Consider the following 21,081-nt stretch of genomic DNA (forward strand, 5'->3'; position numbering starts at 1 on the left):
TTTTAGACAGTTTGATGTGAATAGATAAACCTTTTCATACTGAATCAAAAGTTGACATTGACTCCGAAAGTAATCGTACGTGGTACTGGATAGGCTGCGAGATCCACTCCGGGACTCAGGTTTCCACCATCTCCGTTACCATCATTCTGCATACTTACTTCGGGATTAGATCCTCCCCAGTACTTTGTGAAAATCCACATGTTTTGACCTGAAGCATATAGTCTCAAAGACTTGATAGTTTTAGGAAGCTTAGTGAAAGTATATCCAATTGTGATATTCCTTACTGTCAAGAAAGAAGCGTCCCAAACGAAATTGCTATTATTCCAATCACGCTCTACCCCGGTCACATTTCCTCCCCCTGTAGAAGTACCAAAAATCCCATCACCCGGATCTTCCGGAGACTTGAATCGTCGGGAGACCTTCTCTACCATATTAAATACTCCATCCAGATTTGCTGTGGAGTACAGGTGTCGCATGTATAGTTGGTTCCCTTGTGAACCATTCAATACTATGCTGGCATCAAAGCCTCTATAATTGAAATTGTTAATCAATCCCCAGGTAAAATCCGGAAACGGATTACCGATGATAGTCCGATCATCATTATCTCCTCCGTAAGTGATTACCCCATCACCGTTAATATCTTCTACCTTAATGCTACCTACAGTGGATCTTCCCGGTATAATCGGCGAGCTTGCCAGATCCTCCTCATTCATGTAGTTTCCGATTTTCTTCAGTCCATAAAACTGCCCAAAAGGCTGCCCTACCTGAGTGATATGATAGCTACCGTAAACTCTATCAATTCCATCGGCCAATTCCAGCACCTCATTTCTATTGACTGATAAGTTTGCATTGGTAGTCCACCTGAAAGAACCTGTAGTATTCACGGTGTTCACTGAGAATTCATGTCCCCAGAACTTGATTTCACCGATATTATCATTGTAGTTCGTAAATCCAGATTCCTGAGGGATTTGTACTGCGTAAAGTAAGTTGGTGGTATTTTTGGTGTAATAATCATAAGTGAATAACACTCTGTCATCCCATAATCCCAATTCCAGTCCGAGATCTAGCTGTGCGGTAGTTTCCCATCCCAAATTGGTATTGTTTAAGGAAGTCACTGCTGCCCCTGGAGCCACATTGTCTCCAAACACTGCATTGATTGTATTATTGACCAAAGCATAAGAGGTATAGTTACCAATGTTATTGTTACCCGTCACACCAAAGCTACCCCTCAGCTTAGCAAAAGAGATGGTTGAGCTGGTATTCAAAAAACCTTCGTCAGACATCACCCATCCCGCAGATGCGGATGGAAAGACCCCCCATCGGTTGTCTTCACCAAACCTAGATGAACCATCGCCTCTCACAGAAGCGGTCAGGAGATATTTTCCTTTGTAGTTATAAGTTAATCTGGAAAAAAGAGAAGTCAATGACCATTCGCCTACGCCCGAATTAGTACCTCCGCGATTGATATTAATAGCGCCTTGAATGGTAGGAATACGGTCATCCGCGTAAGTATCAGCCTGGATTCTGGTACTTTCGGCTCTGAATTTCTGATTAGAAAAACCGCCTAAAATCTCAAAATTATGATCACCAATACTGGTTGCATAAGTTGCGATATTTTCATTTAGCCAGGACAAACTTGAGTAATGATCCCGAATGGAAACTGCAACTGTAGGTAAGGTCACATTTATATTGGCTGTAGCCGTAGAAGGATTAAACCAAAAGTATTTGGAATTATTGACCTCTGCATTGAAGGTAGATTTGAGTGATAACCCTTGGATGGGCTTCCATTCCACATAAGCATTAGAAAGCACATTCATTTCTTTGGTTTGATTAGTGATTTCTTCAGCGGCCCTCACCCAGTTTGGATAAGCATAGATATTACCTGTACTTGCAGGAAGTTGGTTAAAAGAAGTCAACTCCCCATTCTCATCATAAATAGGCATTATTGGCCAGGTATGTAGCGCATTGAAAAGAATACCCGTACCCCTGGTTCCGTCCGTACGCGGTGTATTATCTACCACATAATTAGGAGCTACATTTACCCCAATATTTACCTTATCAGAAAGCTGATAGTCGGTATTCATCCTCAAGGAATATCGGGTATAATCTGACCCCACTACCACTCCTTCTTGATCGAAAACACCTGCAATTATAGCAGTATTGACCTTCTCCTTATTGGATGTCACCGTAAGGTTGTAAGAAGAAATGGGGGCATTTCGAAGCATGGCGTCATACCAGTCATTGGTCTGCCCTTTATATTGGGAAGGATTCTGAAAAATGCTCGGGACTTCCTGTCCTGCTGCCTCATAATATTCCTTCTTAAAGGTTGCAAACTCCACCGCATCCATCATTTCCAGTCTCCCGTTCTCAGGAACAGTTTGAAAACCGGTATATACGTTGAGATTGACATTGGTCTGCCCCACCTTCCCTTTCTTGGTAGTGATCAATACCACACCATTGGCAGCACGTGAACCATAAAGCGAAGTGGAGGCAGCATCCTTCAATACCGAAATTTCCTGAATCTCGTCTGGATTGATCTGATTAATGTCACCCGTGATTGGAAAACCATCAACCACATAAAGCGGCTGACTACCTCCAGACACAGAAAGCTGCCCTCTTATCCGCACATTCATACCCTGACCTGGCTTACCGGTAGTTTGATTGATCTGTACGCCTGCCATTCGCCCCTGTAATTTTTGAGCAACTGACGAAACAGGCATATCTTTTAGCTCTGCTTCATCTACTGATTGTACGGCTCCAGTTACTTCCCGCTTTACTTGGCTACCATATCCTACCACTACTACTTCGGATAGGTCTGAAGTTTCATATCCTAGAGTGACCAAAATATCCGTAGCGTCAGCAGAAACTACAACTTCCTGAGTTGTAAATCCTATAAAACTAACCACTAAGGTTTCTCCTACTGAAGCCTGGATAGCAAACTTACCGTCAATATCGGTGACGGTTCCCTTTTGGGTTCCTTTAACAGAAACCAATGCGCCCGGAACAGGTTCTTCGTCGCCTTCTGAGACTACGGTTCCAGTCATACTTACTGTCTGCGAATAAGCACTCACAGACACCATAAACATCACTAATAAGAAGCCTTTTCTACAGGCTCTTATCAATTTTTCATAATAGTTTAGCATAGAGGTGGGTTTATTGTTATTGATTTAAAATCTCTTCCAATTAACATTTCTTACACACAACCCCCATCCTGCACCATCCTGAATCCTAGCGTTTTAAATAAATTTATAATACGTTTATATAAACAGCACAGCACAGGATAGATAACTACAATTAATTATATATAACCATTAAGATGTTTGATGCAAATACCGATTATATACCTAATTATATAAACTAAACAAATATCCTACCTTTCGACACCATTTAGTACAATATTCATTCTAGGGCAAATTGACTATTTCAAGCTTAATCGCTATTATTAGCTTCTCAAAATCAACCTCGAAATGCTAAAACACCTCAAGTTTCACTCTTTCTTAGCCCTAGCCCTGGCCTTGCTATTTTTTCAATGCGCCCAAAAAGACCCCATCCAACTGGAACCCAATAGCAGGATCGGGCTAATAGGCAACAATTTAGGCTCGCGAATGATGGACTACGGCAGCTTCGAGACAGAACTGCACCTACGAAACCCAGAAAAAAATTTGTACATCCGAAACTTTTCAGATCCTGCAGACACCCCAGGATTCAGACCTAGATCCGGAACCAATGACCCCTGGGCATTCCCTGGAGCGGCAGATTTCCAGGATGAATACGCCACGCCTTCCAATAGCATAGGCCATCTGGAAAAGCCCGACGAATGGCTGAAAAGGCATCAAATAGACATTCTTATTTCATTTTTTGGCTACAGCGAATCCTTCCAGGGAGTGGATGGCCTGGAAAACTTCAAAGCAGAACTGGATGCATTTATCAAACATACACTACGTCAAAACTACCACGACACTATATCTCCTCAGCTGGTCATAGTCTCCCCAATTGCTTTTGAGGACCTCTCTGGCAAAATAGATGTGCCTGACGGCAAAACAGAAAATGAAAACCTTAACCTCTATACCGTAGCTATGCAGGAGATCGCCGAAAAAAACGAGGTGATGTTTGTGGATGCGTTTACCCCCAGCAAGCAATGGTACCTGGAAGCTGAGGAAGACCTGACTATAGATGGTTCACAATTGAACCAGGCAGGCTATCAGAAATTTGCCACATTCCTTGCCGATGCGATTTTCGGAGCGCAAAATATAGCTGAAGAGGCAAACCGGGAACTTATACATCAAGCCGTTCAGGAGAAAAACTGGTTTTGGAGAAATGACTATAAAATACCCAATGGAGTACACGTTTTCGGGAGAAGGTATGACCCATTCGGCCCGGACAACTATCCCTTCGAACTGGAAAAAATCCGGGAAATGACTGCGATTCGCGATACAGCGATCTGGATGGCCAATCGTGGTGAAAAAATGGACCTTGCTGCTGCTGACGCAAAAACCAAAAAGCTTCCGGAAGTAAAAACCAATTATAACCCTGACAAGAATGGGAGTTTGGAATACCTCTATGGTGAAGACGCTTTGGCTAAAATAAAAGTAGCTCCAGGCTATAACATTGAACTTTTTGCTTCTGAAGAAGACTGGCCAAACCTGGCCAATCCGGTACAGCTTTCTTTTGACAATAAAGGAAAACTATGGGTGGCAGTGATGCCGAGCTACCCTCACTACAAACCTGGAGACTCCCGCCCTGCTGATAAATTATTGATATACGAAGACACGGACAATGACGGCAAAGCCGATAAAGAAACAGTCTTTGCCGATGACCTACACCTTCCTATTGGATTTGAACTGGCAGCTGAAGGGGTATATGTATCCCAAGGAAATAACTTGGTTATCCTTTATGATGATGATAAGGACGATAAATATGACAGACAAGAAATACTCTTGAGTGGATTTGACGACCACGACACCCATCATGCCATTTCTGCCTTCACCACAGATGAATCCGGCTCTATCTACATGGGTGAGGGTGTATTCTTACATACCAATGTGGAAACCTCTTATGGCCCTGTAAGAGCAACCAACGGGGGATTTTACAGGTATACCCCCAGCAGACATAAGCTGGAGCGGGTTTCCCAGGTCAGCATCCCAAACCCATGGGGCATAGCCTTTGATGAGTGGGGCCAAAACTTCTTTGCCGAAACTTCCGGCCCAAATGTGGACTGGATGGAACCTGGTTCGGTCTTGCCTAGATATGGTAATGCGAATTTCAAAGGTCCAAATATCCTGGAGCAGGCGCACATGGTCAGACCCACCTCAGGCCTGGAGTTCATCTCATCCAGACACTTCCCAGACGAGGTTCAAGGCGATATGATCATCAATAACACCATAGGCTTCCTCGGAACCAAACAGCATCAAATGATAGATGAGGGAACGGGATATTCGACTAAGTGGAGACAGGATCTGGTTTCCTCCACAGACAGAAATTTCCGCCCGGTGGATATGGAATTCGCTCCCGATGGATCGTTGTACCTAGTCGACTGGCACAATATCCTCATCGGGCACATGCAGCACAATGCCCGTGACCCACTTCGGGACCATCAGCATGGAAGGATTTACAGGATCACTTACCCATCGAGACCATTGGTCACACCTGCCAAAATAGATGGGGCCAGCATCCCACAGCTTTTGGAAAACCTAAAACTCCCAGAATACAGAACCCGCTACAGGACCCGTAGGGAACTCCGGGGTCGGGACCAGCAGGAAGTTTATGACGCTACCAGCCAATGGGCCGAATCATTGGATAAAAATGACCCAGCGTATGAACATCATTTGCTGGAAGCACTTTGGGTAACCTGGGGTATCAATAAAGTAAATCAAAACTTGCTGGAGCAATTGCTAAAAGCCGATGACTACCGTGCCAGAGCGGCGGCAGTCCGGGTGCTTCGGTACACCGGACACCAGGTGAGCAATCAGACTGAGTTACTCACAGCCGCTGCTCAGGACGAAAACGGAAGAGTACGGATGGAAGCCATAGTAGCGGCATCCTGGCTCCCTCAAGTAGAAGGCAATCAAGTATTGAAAGCAGCAGAAGGTACCGAAATGGATACTTGGCTAGCTCCAGTATATGAAACAGCTGTAGCCCACCTCAATGGACTCTCAGTAGAAGAAAAAAAGGAAGAAGATATCAAGTCATCACTCACTGGCTCAGATCGTGAGCTATTTGTACTGGGCAAGGAAATCTATGCCAGAGAGGGCTATTGTGAAACCTGCCATCAGCCAAATGGCAAAGGGCTCACAGCATCTGGATTCCCGCCTTTAGCAGGCACCCCATGGGTTACCGGAGATGAAGAGCGATTGATCAAAATCGTACTGAAAGGCGTGATGGGCCCCATCACAGTGCTTGGAAAAGATTACCCTGGACAGGTACCCATGACTCCATTCGAAGGCATGCTAGATGACTCCGAAGTTGCCGCAGTGCTTACTTATGTGAGAAACTCATTTGGAAATCAGGCCTCGGCCATTTCTCCTGACCTGGTAAAAAAGATACGTGAAGAAATCAAAGACCACGAGGGCTTCTACCAGCCGGCGGAATTGCTGAAAATTCACCCTTTGGAAAAGTAGAATGCGGAGTGAAAGCCGTGGGGATTCTCCTATAAAAATTCTCCGAACCCAATATTGCCTTGGTCCCAATACTGGCAGAAAAGCGTAAGTACATCTACTTTAAAACAATAAAGTTGGTAGGTTAGCACACCTAGCCTTCATAATTCTTCCTAGTATGACCCTCAACCCAAGCATAAACAATGACTAGTTTCAGGCTTTTATCACGGTTTATCCCAAGCATTTTAGGCGTTCTCCTCCTTTCCTCTTCCTTATTGGCTCAGGATAGACCTCCGAATATCATCTTGATCATGGCTGATGATCTGGGTGTGGAAACTATAGGTACATACGGCAGCGATTCGTACCAGACCCCGTATCTAGATGCTATGGCAGCGGATGGGGCAAAGTTCGAAAACTGTTTTGCGCAGCCACTTTGTACTCCGTCCCGAGTGCAAATCATGACCGGGCAGTACAATGTGCGAAATTACACTGTCTTTGGGCAACTGGACCGAAGCCAGACCACTTTTGCCAATTTACTGCAGGAGGCTGGCTACAAAACCGCAATAGCCGGCAAGTGGCAACTGGGCAAGGAAAAAGATGCTCCCCAGCACTTTGGGTTTGAGGAATCCTGTCTTTGGCAGCACATGCTCGGAGCTACAGATGAAGAAGGGAATGACACCCGCTACTCCAATCCTATTTTGGAAATCAATGGGGTGCCGCGGCATTTTGACGAAGGTCAGTTTTCTACTGATGTGACGAGCGACTTTTTGATTGATTTTATAGAAAGGAATCAAGAGCAGCCTTTCTTTGCCTACTATCCCATGATCATCACCCATTGCCCTTTTGTGCCGACTCCAGACTCCGAAGACTGGGATCCTAGCAGCCCGGGATCGCCTACTTATAAGGGCGATGCCCGGTACTTTGGAGATATGGTGAATTATATGGACAAAACCATCGGGAAGATCATCGCCAAAGTAGACGAGCTAGGTTTAAGCGAGGAGACCATCATCATATTCACCGGCGACAACGGAACCGATCAACCTGTTGTCTCCAGTTTTCGAGGCAGGGCATACCCCGGAGGGAAAAAATTCACCACCGACAATGGAATCCATGTGCCATTACTCATCCAGTGGAAGGGAAAAATCCTCCCAGGTCTGGAAAATGAAGATTTGATAGATTTCAGTGATTTTCTGCCCACCCTAATGGATCTGGCGAAAGTGAAAATACCCAAGGAAACCCCGATAGATGGAGTAAGTTTCTACCCCCAGTTAATGGGCAAAAAAGGCAGCCCTAGAGACTGGATCTACAGTTGGTTTACACGAAATGGAGATTTGGAAAGTCTTAAGGAATTTGCTCGAAGCAAGGAGTACAAGCTGTACTCCACGGGGGAATTTTACCACGTCAAAGAAGACTGGATGGAGGAAAGCCCCTTGGCTCCAGATGAGCTAAACGCAGAAGCAAAGAAAGTCTATAAAACGCTCTCAAAGGCACTGGATAAATACGAAAACATCAGGAATTAGAAATGAAGCAGGAGGAGCAGTAATTGCGATCTCAAGGACCAGCGGAGTTTGAAACACAGATCGAAACTTGAGGTTTACCAGTAGCAAATAAAGTAGAAAAGCTTACATTAGTAGCCTACAGACACCTAATATTCCAAGATGAAAAAAGCCATAGCTACCCTATGTTTTTTGCTTCTTTTGATAGTCCCATTGAGCTCATTTTGTCAAAGTAATGCAGACACTGTCACCCATAAAATTGCAGCTGTTCATAAGGAAAAATTAACCGGAAGACTATATAATGCCAGTACTGGTAACCCTATTTCCTCTGAGGAATTCAGTGAAATGATAGCAGAAAACCCGGAAATCAAACTGGAAAGGATTTACAACAATCGAGGAGTAGTAGAAAAATTTTTATATCATCCCGAATCCCCAAACTTCAGCCCAGATCAAGCTGCGAATAAGCCTCAAGTGGGAGAGGTTTTTCCCGATTTAATAGTCAATAGCGTCGATGACGAAGAAGTAAGCATAGCGCATCTAAAAGGACAATGGATCATTATTAGGTTTGGTTTTTTCACCAAAATGATGGACATGAATGATTATGGGATGTACCTGAAAAGCTTGGAAAATATCCCATCCGAAATCGCATATACAGCTATACATTTTTCTCTTGATAATGAGCAAGAAATCATCAAAACGTTAAAACTCCTATCCAAAAAGGAAAAATTGGTAGCCAATTGCAGGAATTTCTTTGACATGTTACATATCAAAAATATGCCGACCACACTTCTGGTGAATCCCCAGCAAAAGGTAGTCAAGTATTTTACCCGAGAAAATTATTCTGAAATCCCAATAGTGATTACTAGTAATGGAATCAATTGATACCTGATTCTTCTGCCAAAGCCAACTCCTTCCTTCAAATAATGGGCTTGCTTTGTAAGTATTTTGAGCCAAATTTGCCCGAACTCAATTTCATGACTTTTTGGTATGAAATGAGCTTTGAATAACTGACTTCGAGAACAAAACTTCTCTTCTTAAAAGTTGAATCATGATTATGCATTGGGTTTTCCCGACTTATCGGCAAAGGCATTAATTGCAAGAAAATCAGGCTGTCTGAAAACTGAGGTATCCCATACCTATGTGATGGTAAACCTGCCGGATCGGTAGGCAGGGTTGAAAACAGCAATATAATAGCTGATTTTTCCAGGAGATTCCTCTTTGCCAACCTTAAGGCTGTGGCGTAGAATTAGGAATGCATATTTCAGGTTGTACCACAAATACCTAAAACACCTACCCCAGCTGAAGGTGATCCAGAGTAATTCCAAGAAGCATTTTTTCCTCTACCACCCGAAAACCCAATCTCAGATAAAGCCTCTTTGCATCTGGATTTGTTTGATCTACTAATAAGCCTAATTTTTTTCCACCCTTATGTACGAACTCATCGATTAAAAACCTCAACAATTCTGACCCTAGCCCCTTCCCTTGATGCGCTGGATCTACCGCTAGCGAATCCAAGTATATTTCACCGGCTTGCGTTTCTTCCTCCACCTCCAATTCTGCATCAAAATGACAGTGAATGTAATCCAGTACAGGTTTTCTCAATTCATTTAAACAGGCTCCGTCATAGACCAGGGCAGCGGCCAAAACCCTTGCCCCCTGAACCAAAACATAGCAATTCTGAAATGAATATTGATTGTATTCTGCGGCCACAAAATGAAGTAAAAAGCGCTTGGCTTTATCAAAATCTTGATCCCCGATAAATTTATAAATCACATCCCCGGTAGCCTGCATCAACAGGGTAGCAATTACTTCTGAGTCAATAATTTGAGCTTTCCTAATTCGCATTTACTTGGCAATTCAGCTATAATCCACACAGCTTCCCATAGTTTTTCCCGGAGGCTATGCACTTTATACTAATTGATTTCGGCAGACCCAAAACCACCCCCAGGTATTACCTAATAGAATTCGCATCAAAAGTATTTATTTATCGCTCAGTTTAATATATTCAAACTAATTAACCACCGAAACATGAAGATAAGACTACTCACCCTACTTTTCTTGCTGCTCCATACTTTGGCTTTCTCCCAGGTCAAAATAAATGAAAAACAACTCGATGAAAGACTCAGAGCACTGCAAAAAGCTACCCAAACAGTTGGATTTTCTGTAGCCATAGTCCAAGGGAATGAAGTAGTCTATTCTAAAGGATTTGGGTATAGGGATTTTGAGAATGAAACCCCAGCAGATGAAAAAACTCTGTTTGCTATTGGCTCTTCCTCCAAAGCCTTTACTGTTGCCTTGCTTGGAATCATGGAGGACGAAAAAGGCTTGAAATTCACTGATAGCCCAAAGAAATATCTTCCTGAGCTGGAGTTTTACAATGATGATTTGAATAATCAAGTCACAATTCTGGATATGATCAGCCACCGTACTGGATTGCCTAGGCACGATCTTTCCTGGTATCTTTTCCCCACGGAGGACAAGGACAGTTTACTGGCTAGAGTCAAGTATCATGAACCCTTCACTGGTATCCGGGAGCAATGGTACTATAACAACTTCATGTATCTCGCTCAAGGGCTGATTACTGAAAAGCTAACAGGTAAAAGCTGGGAAGACAACATCAAAACGAGGTTCTTTCTGCCTTTGAAAATGGCTACTTCCAACACCAGCATAGCGGAGATGCAAACCCACGAAAATATTTCAAAAGGCTATGTGTTGGAAAATTTTGAAACCAATGAAGTGACCCCATATTACAATATCGCAGCGATCAGTCCGGCGGGAAGTATCAATAGTAGCGCCATAGAAATGGCCAACTGGGTAAAAGTTTGGCTGAACAAAGGCAAGTTTAATGATACACAAGTTCTCCCGGAGGCTTATGTAGAAAAAGCCATCAACCCATTGATGCTTGTAGGTGGGGGAATTGGAGACAAACAATTTCCTGACCAGCACCTGAACAGCTACGGATTTGCCTGGTTCTTATCCTCCTACAAAGGTCATTATCGTCTAGAACATGGCGGAAATATCGATGGGTTTTCTGCAAACGTATCCTTTTTCCCTACAGACAGCCTTGGCATCGTAGTACTGACCAATCAGGATGGCTCTTCTCTTCCTTCATTGGCTAGAAACGCCATTTCTGATGAGTTACTGGAGTTGGAGAAAACAGATTGGGAAGCTTACTATTTAGAGAAACTGGCAAAAGCCAAGGAGCAAAACGAAAAATCTGAAGCAGAGGAGAAAGCAAATACCGTTGCCAATACGCAGCCTTCTCATAGCCTGGCGGAATACACGGGAAAATACCAGCATCCGGGATATGGTACTTTCAAGGTACAGCTAGAAAACGACTCTCTTTGGGCTCAATTCCCAAGGGAAAAAATGCACCTGGCGCATACGCACTACGATATTTTCAAACCCCATCCGGTCAAAGATGGCAAGGTGGACCCGGAGTCAGGCTTGGCCTTGAATTTCAATTTTCAGACCAATGACATGGGAGATATTTCTGCCTTAAAAATCAAACTTGAACCTACTCTAGATGCTATTTCTTTCACTAGAAGCCCAGAGGAGATCGCTGTATCTGAAGAAAAACTAAACAGCCTCGTGGGCTTGTACGATCTATCCGGTACGGAACTGAAAATTTCCTTGGAGGAAGGACAGGTAAGACTTTTAGTACCTGGCCAACCTGAATACACGCTGATTCCTACAGGGGAAAATGAATTCGCCATCAAGGGACTTTCCGGATTCAAAGTGAAATTCGAAGAGCAGGAAGAAGGTCTGAAAATGCATCTGATTCAACCTAACGGAACCTTCACCGCTACCAAAAAGTAAACCTGCAAATTGGCTCCATTGAACATGAAAAAGGTGACAGTCGTAGGTTCGGGAATTATAGGATTGACAACTGCCATTTTATTGCAAGAGGCCGGATTTCAGGTTAGAATTATAACAAAAGAAAACTTTGACCACACAGTTTCCCATAAGGTAGGAGCCATTTGGTTTCCTTTTGAGATTCTACCCAAAGAGAAAACCAACACCTGGGCCAGTTTATCATATAAAAGATATGAAATTGATCAGCAGGCAAATAATGGTGTTTCCTTTATCCCATTTATCACAGCCTATAATTCTGAAATCAATACAGAATGGACCCAGCACTTGCCCGAAGGAAAAGTACGTGAAGCATTACACTCTGAACTCCCTACAGGAATGGAAAGAGCTTTCATTTCTATGGTTCCGTTAGCCGAACCTCCAAAATATCTTCCGTATTTATGTCAGCAATTTTTGGGTAATGGAGGCATCCTTCAGCATCAAGAAATCCATTCACTTGCCGAAATGGCCCTTTTGGACGAGTATGTGATCAACTGTACAGGCTTAGGTGCAAAGGAACTCTGCCAAGACAAGTTACTACACCCCATGAGGGGGCAAATCCTTCGTTGCGAAAAACTACCATTGACCTCCTTTGCCAATACACTGAATAAAGGAGCATTAGGCTATGTGATCACGCGAACCGAAGATTGCATTATCGGAGGTACAGATTATGAAAACGACTGGAATGAAAAGATAGACCCTGCAGACACTAAGTTGATTTTGAAGAGATTGAAACAAGCGGGAGTCTCGGAAACCCCAAGCATTCTGGAGGAAATCGTTGGATTAAGACCTAGGAGGAAGGAAGTTAGATTTGAATTTGACAACCTGTACACCAACGTTTTTCATAATTACGGCCATGGCGGCGCCGGATATACCGTGGCCTGGGGCTGTGCGATACAACTGGCCGAGATGCTAGGTAAAAAGTGATTGATTTTTTGACCTAATCTCCTGTCGTCATTTTTTACCTTTGGAAACTGGCTGATAGCGAAGGGAAGTCCTCCCTGCCTGGGCTCTTAAAAACTAGGATGCGAATGGGAGCCTAAGAAATCAGATGAACATCCTTTCGTTGCAGTTTAGTTTTGGGTCGCATACTTTGAAGGATTTAGTAGAATTTCAGATTTTTATACCCTAGATTTATATTTCATTTTAGAAGCTAAGTGCTTTACTTCAAATGGTAAAATCACCCCTTTCATCAAAAATGACTGATACAGCTGGTTTTTCTTTATTACCCAAGTGGTGGAATATTGAAAAGGAACAAATAAAGACCTTGAAACTAGCACATTATATAAACCTCTAATCAAAAGAGAATGTCAAAAGCAGCAGTTCGGACTATAGTAATACTTTTTTGGGCAGGTCTTTTTTTTCAGGTCTTGCTCATACACCGATTTAAAACTGAACCCTACCCGTCAATTCGTTTTCCAAGCTTCGGGGATACCGGACAAACAGTAGGCATCAAAAATATCAATCAATATGAAATTTATCTTCACACTGATCAAAACCAGGATAGTATTCAGTACTCATTAGATCAATTTATACCAGATTTAAGCTACAAAAAACCCACACTCGAATTAATAGCCAGTAACTACCGAAGTTCACAAGAACGCACACCACTTAAAATAGAGTTTGAAGAGTGGCTCTCAAAAAACCTCAGAAAAAATTTCCCTGATAATAAAATCTCAAAGCTTTCCATTCTAGAAGTTCAATCCAGTTATAACCTGAGTACTGATGAATACGGAGATGATAGATCATTGATCAATTATTATACTATAGAATTACAATCTAATGAATAAAATACTTTATTATTTTGATCATTTAATATTCGATGAATACCGAATGGATCCCAAAGCTATGGGAGCTTACCGGATTGTATTTAGCATTTTTATCATTTTTGTTTTAGGAATCCCAGACTTTAGATTTTTATCGCAATATCCTGATTTGATCTTTCAGCCACCATTACTCAGCTTTGGTCAGTTTTTAAACGGATTTCCTCCAGGCTATATCATTATTTTCTTTTCATCTTTGCTGATCATCCTTCATTTCTGTGTGCTCTTCGGACTGTTCACTAGATTTTGCTCCATCGCATTGACAATTACTTACATTTTTCTGTTTACCATCAAGTTTTCATTTGGCAAAATAGACCATGCCTGGATGATCACAATCTGGATCCCCCTACTCATGGGAATAGCTGGCTGGGGCTCCGAATATTCAATTGACAAATCAATACGAAAAAGCACCCCAGCAGTAGCTGGCTGGCCCATTTTTTTATTAGCAAGTATATTGGCATTTGGTATGTTCACCGCTGGCTTACCAAAATTAATGGGCGACTGGTTATCATTTGATACTCAAGCCGTGAAATATCATTTTATCAGTAATTATTTCATGCGGGACCGTCAAGACCTTCTTGCGCCTTTCTTTTTAAACATTCAATCTAAATTGATCTGGGAATCCCTCGATTATTTAGGTGTTTTATTTGAATTAGGTTTTATCCTTTTACTCTGGAACAAAAGATTATTTTCATGGTATATTATCATTGCAATCATATTTCATATCATGAATTTATTGATGCTAAATATCAAGTTCACAGAAAACTTCCCAATCTACTTATTATTCCTGCCTTATGCTCTCAAATACAATAATAAGACTACTATAAAATGGACTTCCTTCAAATTTCTATTTATTTCAATAGGTAGCTTTTTCCTATACTTTGTATTATGGTACTTCTATAACATACAGTTAACCATATATGATATCAGCAATAATATAGGATTCAATCCATACATGACCAGTTTGATAATTATGCTCATAATTTTGATCTGGTATGTTTATGCAATCATAAGGCATAATTACGGTAAAAAAGGAACGGATAAAAATTGATTTTCAGAACATTTGAAAGCTGTAGATAAACATAAGCAATACGATGCAATAATTGTTGGATCAGGCCCCAATGGACTTGCTGCCGGTATCGCTCTAGCTCAAAAAGGTAAAAAGGTTAAAATTATTGAGGCTGGAGACACCGTGGGCGGCGGGGCTAGAACTAAGTTTTTGACCCTTCCGGGATACAAACATGACGTATGTTCTGCTATTCACCCGATGGCTATGGCATCCCCATTTTTCGCAAGTCTTCCTTTAGAAAAATATGGGCTTAAATGGATTACCCCTCCATTTCCTGTGGCACATCCTTTAGATAACGAACCTGCCATCATCATGGACTTGGACATCCATAAAACGGCCAATGAACTTGGGATAGATAAAGCTGCTTATCTAAAACTCTTAAATCCAATCGTTAGAGATTTTAATGACCTGCTGCCAGATTTGCTTGGGCCATTTAATCCCTTTCCCAAAAGCCCAATAAAAGTTGCGAAATTCGGATTAAATGCCATTCGGTCTGCCACCTCTCTTGTCAACTCAAAATTTGATGGGGATAGGAGTCGGGCGCTTTTTGCAGGCCTTGCAGCTCACTCCATACAGCCATTAGACAATGTCGCTACTTCAGCTATTGCATTGGTTTTAGGTGCAGCAGGTCATGCAGTAGGCTGGCCTTTGCCTGAAGGCGGATCCCAATCACTCGCCAATGCTTTAGCTGATCATTTTGCCTTTTTAGGCGGGGAAATAGAAACTGGCAAATTGATTACTTCAGTTGACCAGCTATCAGAAGCCAAGACAATCCTTTTTGACATTACTCCTCAACAAATCTTGTCAATTGCCGAAAACGAAATCCCAAAATCCTATGCTGATAAATTAAAAGATTACCGATATGGCCCAGGGGTTTTTAAGCTTGATCTGGCTCTTGACGGTCCTATCCCATGGAAGGATGAAAACTGTAATAATGCAGCCACTGTTCATATTGGTGGGACTTTTGAAGAAATAGCAGAAGCTGAAAACCAGGTATTTGAAGGCAAGCACCCCGAAAAGCCTTTTGTGCTTTTGACACAACAAAGTCTTTTTGACAAAACTAGGGCACCTGAAGGTAAACATACCGTGTGGTGCTATTGCCATGTTCCAAACGGTTCGACCAGAGATATGACCCTTCAGATCGAGAACCAAATTGAGCGGTTTGCCCCTGGCTTTAAGGACTTAATTCTGTCCAGAAATAAGATGAATGCCTCGGATATGCAAACTTATAATCCTAACTATATAGGAGGAGATATCAATGGTGGTATTCAAGATATCCGTCAACTCTTTACCAGGCCAGTTAACCTTTTTGATCCTTATCGAATACCGAATACATCCTTTTTTATCTGCAGCTCTTCATCTCCTCCAGGTGGCGGAGTTCATGGAATGTGTGGCTATCATGCCGCCCAAGCTGCATTGAAATTTCTTAGGTAAATAGGAACGGGTATAACTACAGCCCGTACTTCTCTCCCATGCCCTTGATCAGCTCAAATCCTTTTTCTGCCATTTCCCATGGTTCGGAAAAGTTTCTCCACACACCGATGGAATTTGCGAAAGCGGGATCATTTCTGGTAAACCCTTCTATAGTCAGCCAGCCTTTGTACTTCACTTCGGCTAGAGATTTGAACACCTCGTCAAAGTCTACATGACCTGAACCTGGAGTACCTCGGTCATTTTCAGAAATATGGAAATGACCTAATTGAGGTGCGATGTACTGAATGGCTTCCCCCAATTTCTTTTCCTCGATATTTGCATGATGGGTATCAAACATGGCCTGCACATTCGGGTGATCCACCTTTTTTAGCAAATAGGAAAGTTGCTCCATTGTATTACAGAGATAGCATTCAAATCTATTCAGCGCCTCAGGAGTCAATAACACCCCTGCACCCTTCGCGTAATCGGCCACACCGCTCAGATATTCAGCCGACCAATTGTATTCATCTTCTATAGGTTCCCGCGAAGCAAAAACCGTGAAGCCTGAATGAAAAGGACCACAAAGCACTTGTGCATTCAGATCATGAGACCGATCAATGACCCACTTGAGCTGGTCTGAGGCTGCTTTTCGGATTTTCGAATCTGGAGAAATTGGATTTTGCTCCGGGCCCATCACGGTTACAGCTGTCACTTCTAGTCCTATATCTGCACAGTGTTTCCCTATCATTTTAAAGGATTCTTCAGGCGAACCTCCTATAAAAAATTCTGCTCCATCATAACCGATCCTCTTCAATCGGTCCAAAACCGGCAATAAATTCTCCGACATTTCTGCTGACCAGGCCAGCACGTTAAATCCTATTTTGTTCATATGTCAAGTTGTTAGTCGATAGACCATGGTCCATAGCTTGATCGAATCTATTGGTCTAATATCTATGGTCTATTTGAAATCTCCCACTCTCATTCCTTTTCGAAAACTATCAAAACCAAACATTGTCGGTTCATAAGTCCCTACAATATCCACGGAAAGCTCTGGGGTAATTACCTCAGGCATATCCAAAAGCCAGAAGGAGGCATTCAAAACCAGTCTTCTCATATCCTCTGATAGAAAATCCAGTGAAGAGCCTAAAGTACTGCCAAAAACCATCCCGGTCTTTCCGCCATCTAAAGCGTATTCCTTGGTCCAGGCAATAGGCATAATGGACTTATCATACATTAACGGCGCTTCAGCGGTCATTCCGGCAGTAGATTGACCATACAGGAGGACGTTTGCCGAGGAAGGAAGATTTTTAATAGAATACACATCAGTCGGCGCCCAGATATCGTCCACACCTCTGAGAATAGGATGATCTGCATCCCGATCTACTCCATCTACTAGTGCTCTGGTACCTTCAGATTTATGAATGCCATGGTGGGCTACCCAGGTCTCTCCTACGATCTGCTGACCGAAGCCACCTTCCCAACCGGCAATTTTACTATTCCAGTTCCACTTAAAATAAGGCGAATTTTCATCCTTGACAGCGAATGGATGAGTGGATGTCCGGAGTGCGATGAAAGGTTTTCCAGCTTTGAAATAATCCTCTAAATGCTTCATTTGATCCAGTGGAAGGTCTCTAAACCGAATCAGCATGATCATGAGATCAGCATCGGCCAGCTGCTCCAATCCCGGTATGTTGTTTTGGTAATTTGGTACCACATCACCTGTTTCTGGATGGATAGGAAACAGTACGGTGGTTTTGAACCCATATTTTTCCGAAAGAATTTTTGCCATCATAGGCATGGATTCCTCAGAACGATACTCATCGTCACCGGAGATCAAGACCACATGCTTCCCCTTGCCTGGCCCCTCTTTCCCATCAAACTGTAAGAAAGTTTTGCCATTCTGAGCAAATCCTGTAGCAAAACTGATGAATAAAATAATGGCAGAAAGACAGATTTTCATGGCTGAAGAGAATTGTGATTTGTACAAAAGCCCTAAGATAGCCTTACAAGCTTATCAGGCAATTATTCCAATCTATTTTTTTAACCCGGAGTTTGCATTAGATTTCGTTTGGAGGGCAGAAATATCTAGTGGTTGCGGCGAAGAATTGTAAAGCAAAATACCCTTTAATGGGCCTCATAGATCAAAGGGAAAAATCTACCTCCCATCTTTTCCCCTTTGGGAATCACAGGTACACCATCCAATAGCGGTTCATTGCTATCCGAAACTGTCCCATCGGCAAAAACATTCAGGACAAAAGCTCTTCTGGATTTATCAGAGGAATTCGCAAAGCTGCCATGTACCAACAACGGATGATGGAATGTGGCATATCCGGCTTTCAGGGTAACTGCTACCGGCTGAAATGCCGCCAGCTGTTCTTCATTCAGCATGGTTTTTAAGCCATCCATCTCACCCGCCAATGCAGGTTTATCTAATAAACCCCAATGATGGGAACCAGGGATATAATGCAAGCAGCCATTTTCTTCGGTGGCATCATCCAGCCCACACCAACAGGTCAGGTGCTGCATTTTCACAGTTCGGGTCCAGTAAGAGTAATCTTGGTGCCATGCCACATTTCCCCCGTGTTTTGCTGGCTTGCAGAAAAGCTGGTCATGCCAAAACCGGACGGATTGATCTCCGAGCAGTTGGCTGGCGGCCATCAAAAAAGCAGGGTTCCAGATCACATCATGAAAAGCCTTGTGGATTCTCCAATGGCCTAATGAATGAAAAAGCACTTTATTAGGATCGGCTGATTCATTGCTATGAAACTCATGAAAAAGATGGTGCTTCGGGTGATCAGGATCAGCGACTTCCCTCAGAGCATTCTTCAAAGTCTCTACTTGTTCATCTTCCAAAAGCTTGATTCCAGACAGGTAGCCATTTTCATTAAAAAATTCTATTTGCTCATTAGTAAGCTTATACTTTTCCCAATCCTCCTTGGTTTTGGGCTGATCAAAAAGCCCCGAAATGGGAGCCGCGTAAGCTGAAAGGTCATCCATCAGGTTAGTATGTGGGTTATCTGGAAGTTAAGCAAAATTCCGATCAAGAGTAAAAACGAGAAATGAAATCCTTAGCCCGAAATCCATTCCGTTAGTTTTCCACTCCCGAAAATCCATTCTAAACGATATTAAGCAAAGATTTTAGTACTTTTTGCCTCCAATTCAACAATAAATCCAAAACTCAACCCCATATGAATCAGAAGCGAAGAAATTTTATTAAAACCAGTGCGCTGGGAGCTGCAGGAATTAGCTTTCTGCCTTCCTCTGTTTTCGGGAAACCCCTAGGCCATATAGCCCCAAGTGACAAAGTGAACCTAGCCTGCTGTGGCATTGGTAACCGTGGTGCTCAAATTATCAATGCGCTGCACAATACAGGGCTTTGCAATATTGTAGCCCTTTGTGATGTGGACATGGGAGCACCCCACACTACAGACATCATGAATAAATTTCCCAATGCCAAAAGGTTTCAGGATTTCAGAAAGATGTTTGACGAATTTGGAAATGGATTCGAAGCCATCACTGTAGGTACCCCGGACTTCTCGCATTTTCCTATTACCATGCTGGCCATGTCTGAAGGAAAGCATGTCTATACCGAAAAACCCATGGCTAGAACCTTCAATGAGGTGGCGCTCATGATGGACTCCGCCAAAAGACATAATGTAGTCACCCAGATGGGTAATCAGGGGCATTCCGAGGGAAATTACTTCCAGTTCAAAGCATGGAAAGAGGCCGGTATCATCAAAGATGTAACCGCTGTCACTGCACACATGAACAGTCCCAGAAGATGGCATGGCTGGGACGTGAATATGCAAAGTTTCCCCAAAGCTGAAGCTATCCCTTCTACCTTGGACTGGAACACATGGCTGACCACCAGAAGCGCCCACGACTATAACAAAGATTTCATCAACGGCCAATGGAGATGCTGGTATGACTTTGGCATGGGAGCCTTAGGAGACTGGGGAGCACATACCATGGACACCGCACATGAGTTTCTAGAGCTGGGACTTCCTTACGAAGTAGATCCGGTAATGCTGAAGGGACATAATAATTTCTTTTTCCCCATGTCTTCCACGCTGGCTTTCAAATTTCCAGAGCGAGGCGACATGCCTGCCCTGACCCTGACATGGTATGACGGAGTAGACAATATCCCGCCTGTACCTGCAGATTATGGCACTTCCGAACTGAATGCGGATATCCCTGCCGCCAGCAACGGGCAAATACAGCCCGCTAAATTAAACCCCGGCAAAATCATTTATGGAAAAGACCTGACGTTCAAAGGTGGTTCGCACGGAAGCACACTTTCCATCATAGGAGAGGAAAAAGCCAAGGACATGGCAAGCAAGCTTCCAGATGTCCCAGAAAGTCCTTCCAATCACTTCGCCAACTTCCTGAAAGCCTGCAAGGGTGAAGAAAAAACCAGATCCAGCTTTGATGTGGCAGGACCGCTGAGCCAGGTGTTCTGCTTAGGCGTTTTGGCGCAGCAGTTGAACACCAAGCTGGAATTTGACAGGGAAACCCATCGAATCACCAACAATCCGCTAGCCAATCAACTACTCACCGGTGAAGCACCTAGAAGAGGTTGGGAAGAGTTTTATACGATATAAAGACTCATTTCTTAAGATGGTTATCCTCCATGATGCCAGTCCGCTTCGATCCTTAGCTAACCTGGTCAGAAGACCAATGACCGAAAACCGAAGTGGCCTTGATTCTAAAGGTTAACATATGCTATTTAGTTTTAGACTTTTTACTGGCATAAAGGCGGATATACATATTTCTTAAAAATCAAAAAAGCTGAAGTGAGTGATCATTTCAGCTTTTTTTATCCTTACAGATTGGAT

General features: G+C 43.0%; 15 protein-coding genes. 10 read left to right on the forward strand and 5 right to left on the reverse strand.

Annotation, left to right across the window (positions count from 1 at the left end; translation table 11 throughout):
* Positions 1–44: 44 nt before the first annotated feature.
* Entirely contained in the window at positions 45–3,086 is a 3,042-nt protein-coding gene (locus PBT90_RS13650) for a SusC/RagA family TonB-linked outer membrane protein (RefSeq protein WP_270133173.1), read from the reverse strand.
* Between the two features lie 381 nt (positions 3,087–3,467).
* On the opposite strand from PBT90_RS13650, the gene PBT90_RS13655 reads away from it, so the two are divergent.
* From PBT90_RS13655 to PBT90_RS13665, 3 genes are all read left to right on the forward strand, one after another.
* On the forward strand, positions 3,468–6,617 hold the full coding sequence (locus PBT90_RS13655) for a PVC-type heme-binding CxxCH protein (protein WP_270129733.1): 3,150 nt from the start codon (positions 3,468–3,470) through the stop codon (positions 6,615–6,617).
* Positions 6,618–6,796: 179 nt separating this feature from the next.
* On the forward strand, positions 6,797–8,113 hold the full coding sequence (locus tag PBT90_RS13660) for a sulfatase-like hydrolase/transferase (protein ID WP_270129734.1): 1,317 nt from the start codon (positions 6,797–6,799) through the stop codon (positions 8,111–8,113).
* A gap of 138 nt (positions 8,114–8,251) precedes the next feature.
* A complete protein-coding gene (locus PBT90_RS13665; RefSeq protein ID WP_270129735.1) occupies positions 8,252–8,971 on the forward strand; it encodes a hypothetical protein in 720 nt (239 codons plus the stop codon).
* A gap of 408 nt (positions 8,972–9,379) precedes the next feature.
* Here the strand turns inward: PBT90_RS13665 and PBT90_RS13670 are convergent, their stop codons facing one another.
* Positions 9,380–9,934 carry a GNAT family N-acetyltransferase gene (locus tag PBT90_RS13670; RefSeq protein ID WP_270129736.1) on the reverse strand — a complete coding sequence of 185 codons (555 nt, stop codon included), beginning with the start codon at positions 9,932–9,934 and terminating at the stop codon, positions 9,380–9,382.
* Between the two features lie 183 nt (positions 9,935–10,117).
* Between PBT90_RS13670 and PBT90_RS13675 the strand changes: the two genes are divergently transcribed.
* The 5 genes from PBT90_RS13675 (at position 10,118) to PBT90_RS13695 (ending at position 16,267) form a co-directional block, all read left to right on the forward strand.
* Complete coding sequence (locus PBT90_RS13675) at positions 10,118–11,908, forward strand: serine hydrolase (RefSeq protein ID WP_264811150.1); 1,791 nt, start codon at positions 10,118–10,120, stop codon at positions 11,906–11,908.
* A gap of 24 nt (positions 11,909–11,932) precedes the next feature.
* Positions 11,933–12,868 carry an FAD-dependent oxidoreductase gene (locus PBT90_RS13680; protein ID WP_264811151.1) on the forward strand — a complete coding sequence of 312 codons (936 nt, stop codon included), beginning with the start codon at positions 11,933–11,935 and terminating at the stop codon, positions 12,866–12,868.
* A gap of 380 nt (positions 12,869–13,248) precedes the next feature.
* Positions 13,249–13,731 (forward strand): hypothetical protein, encoded by a 483-nt coding sequence (locus PBT90_RS13685; protein WP_264811152.1) that lies wholly within the window; start codon positions 13,249–13,251, stop codon positions 13,729–13,731.
* Positions 13,724–14,815 (forward strand): HTTM domain-containing protein, encoded by a 1,092-nt coding sequence (locus PBT90_RS13690; RefSeq protein ID WP_264811153.1) that lies wholly within the window; start codon positions 13,724–13,726, stop codon positions 14,813–14,815. The genes PBT90_RS13685 and PBT90_RS13690 overlap by 8 nt, the downstream gene beginning before the upstream one ends.
* Positions 14,816–14,827: 12 nt before the next feature.
* On the forward strand, positions 14,828–16,267 hold the full coding sequence (locus PBT90_RS13695) for a phytoene desaturase family protein (RefSeq protein ID WP_264811154.1): 1,440 nt from the start codon (positions 14,828–14,830) through the stop codon (positions 16,265–16,267).
* Between the two features lie 16 nt (positions 16,268–16,283).
* On the opposite strand, the gene PBT90_RS13700 is transcribed toward PBT90_RS13695, so the two are convergent.
* Positions 16,284–17,135 carry a sugar phosphate isomerase/epimerase family protein gene (locus tag PBT90_RS13700; RefSeq protein ID WP_264811155.1) on the reverse strand — a complete coding sequence of 284 codons (852 nt, stop codon included), beginning with the start codon at positions 17,133–17,135 and terminating at the stop codon, positions 16,284–16,286.
* Positions 17,136–17,204: 69 nt separating this feature from the next.
* The gene (locus PBT90_RS13705) at positions 17,205–18,206 is read right to left on the reverse strand and encodes a ThuA domain-containing protein (protein WP_264811156.1); all 1,002 of its coding nucleotides are present in this window, start codon (positions 18,204–18,206) and stop codon (positions 17,205–17,207) included.
* Between PBT90_RS13705 and PBT90_RS13710 the strand changes: the two genes are divergently transcribed.
* On the forward strand, positions 18,205–18,357 hold the full coding sequence (locus PBT90_RS13710; RefSeq protein WP_264811157.1) for a hypothetical protein: 153 nt from the start codon (positions 18,205–18,207) through the stop codon (positions 18,355–18,357). The two genes, PBT90_RS13705 and PBT90_RS13710, sit on opposite strands and share 2 nt — an antisense overlap.
* A 13-nt stretch (positions 18,358–18,370) precedes the next feature.
* On the opposite strand, the gene PBT90_RS13715 is transcribed toward PBT90_RS13710, so the two are convergent.
* Positions 18,371–19,243 carry a phytanoyl-CoA dioxygenase family protein gene (locus PBT90_RS13715; protein WP_264811158.1) on the reverse strand — a complete coding sequence of 291 codons (873 nt, stop codon included), beginning with the start codon at positions 19,241–19,243 and terminating at the stop codon, positions 18,371–18,373.
* A 191-nt stretch (positions 19,244–19,434) separates the two neighbouring features.
* Here PBT90_RS13715 and PBT90_RS13720 point away from each other — a divergent pair, with 191 nt between their 5' ends.
* Complete coding sequence (locus PBT90_RS13720) at positions 19,435–20,847, forward strand: Gfo/Idh/MocA family oxidoreductase (RefSeq protein ID WP_270129737.1); 1,413 nt, start codon at positions 19,435–19,437, stop codon at positions 20,845–20,847.
* The last annotated feature ends 234 nt before the right edge of the window (positions 20,848–21,081 follow it).

The sequence above is a fragment of the Algoriphagus sp. TR-M9 genome, from assembly GCF_027594545.1.
Lineage (GTDB): Bacteria > Bacteroidota > Bacteroidia > Cytophagales > Cyclobacteriaceae > Algoriphagus > Algoriphagus halophytocola.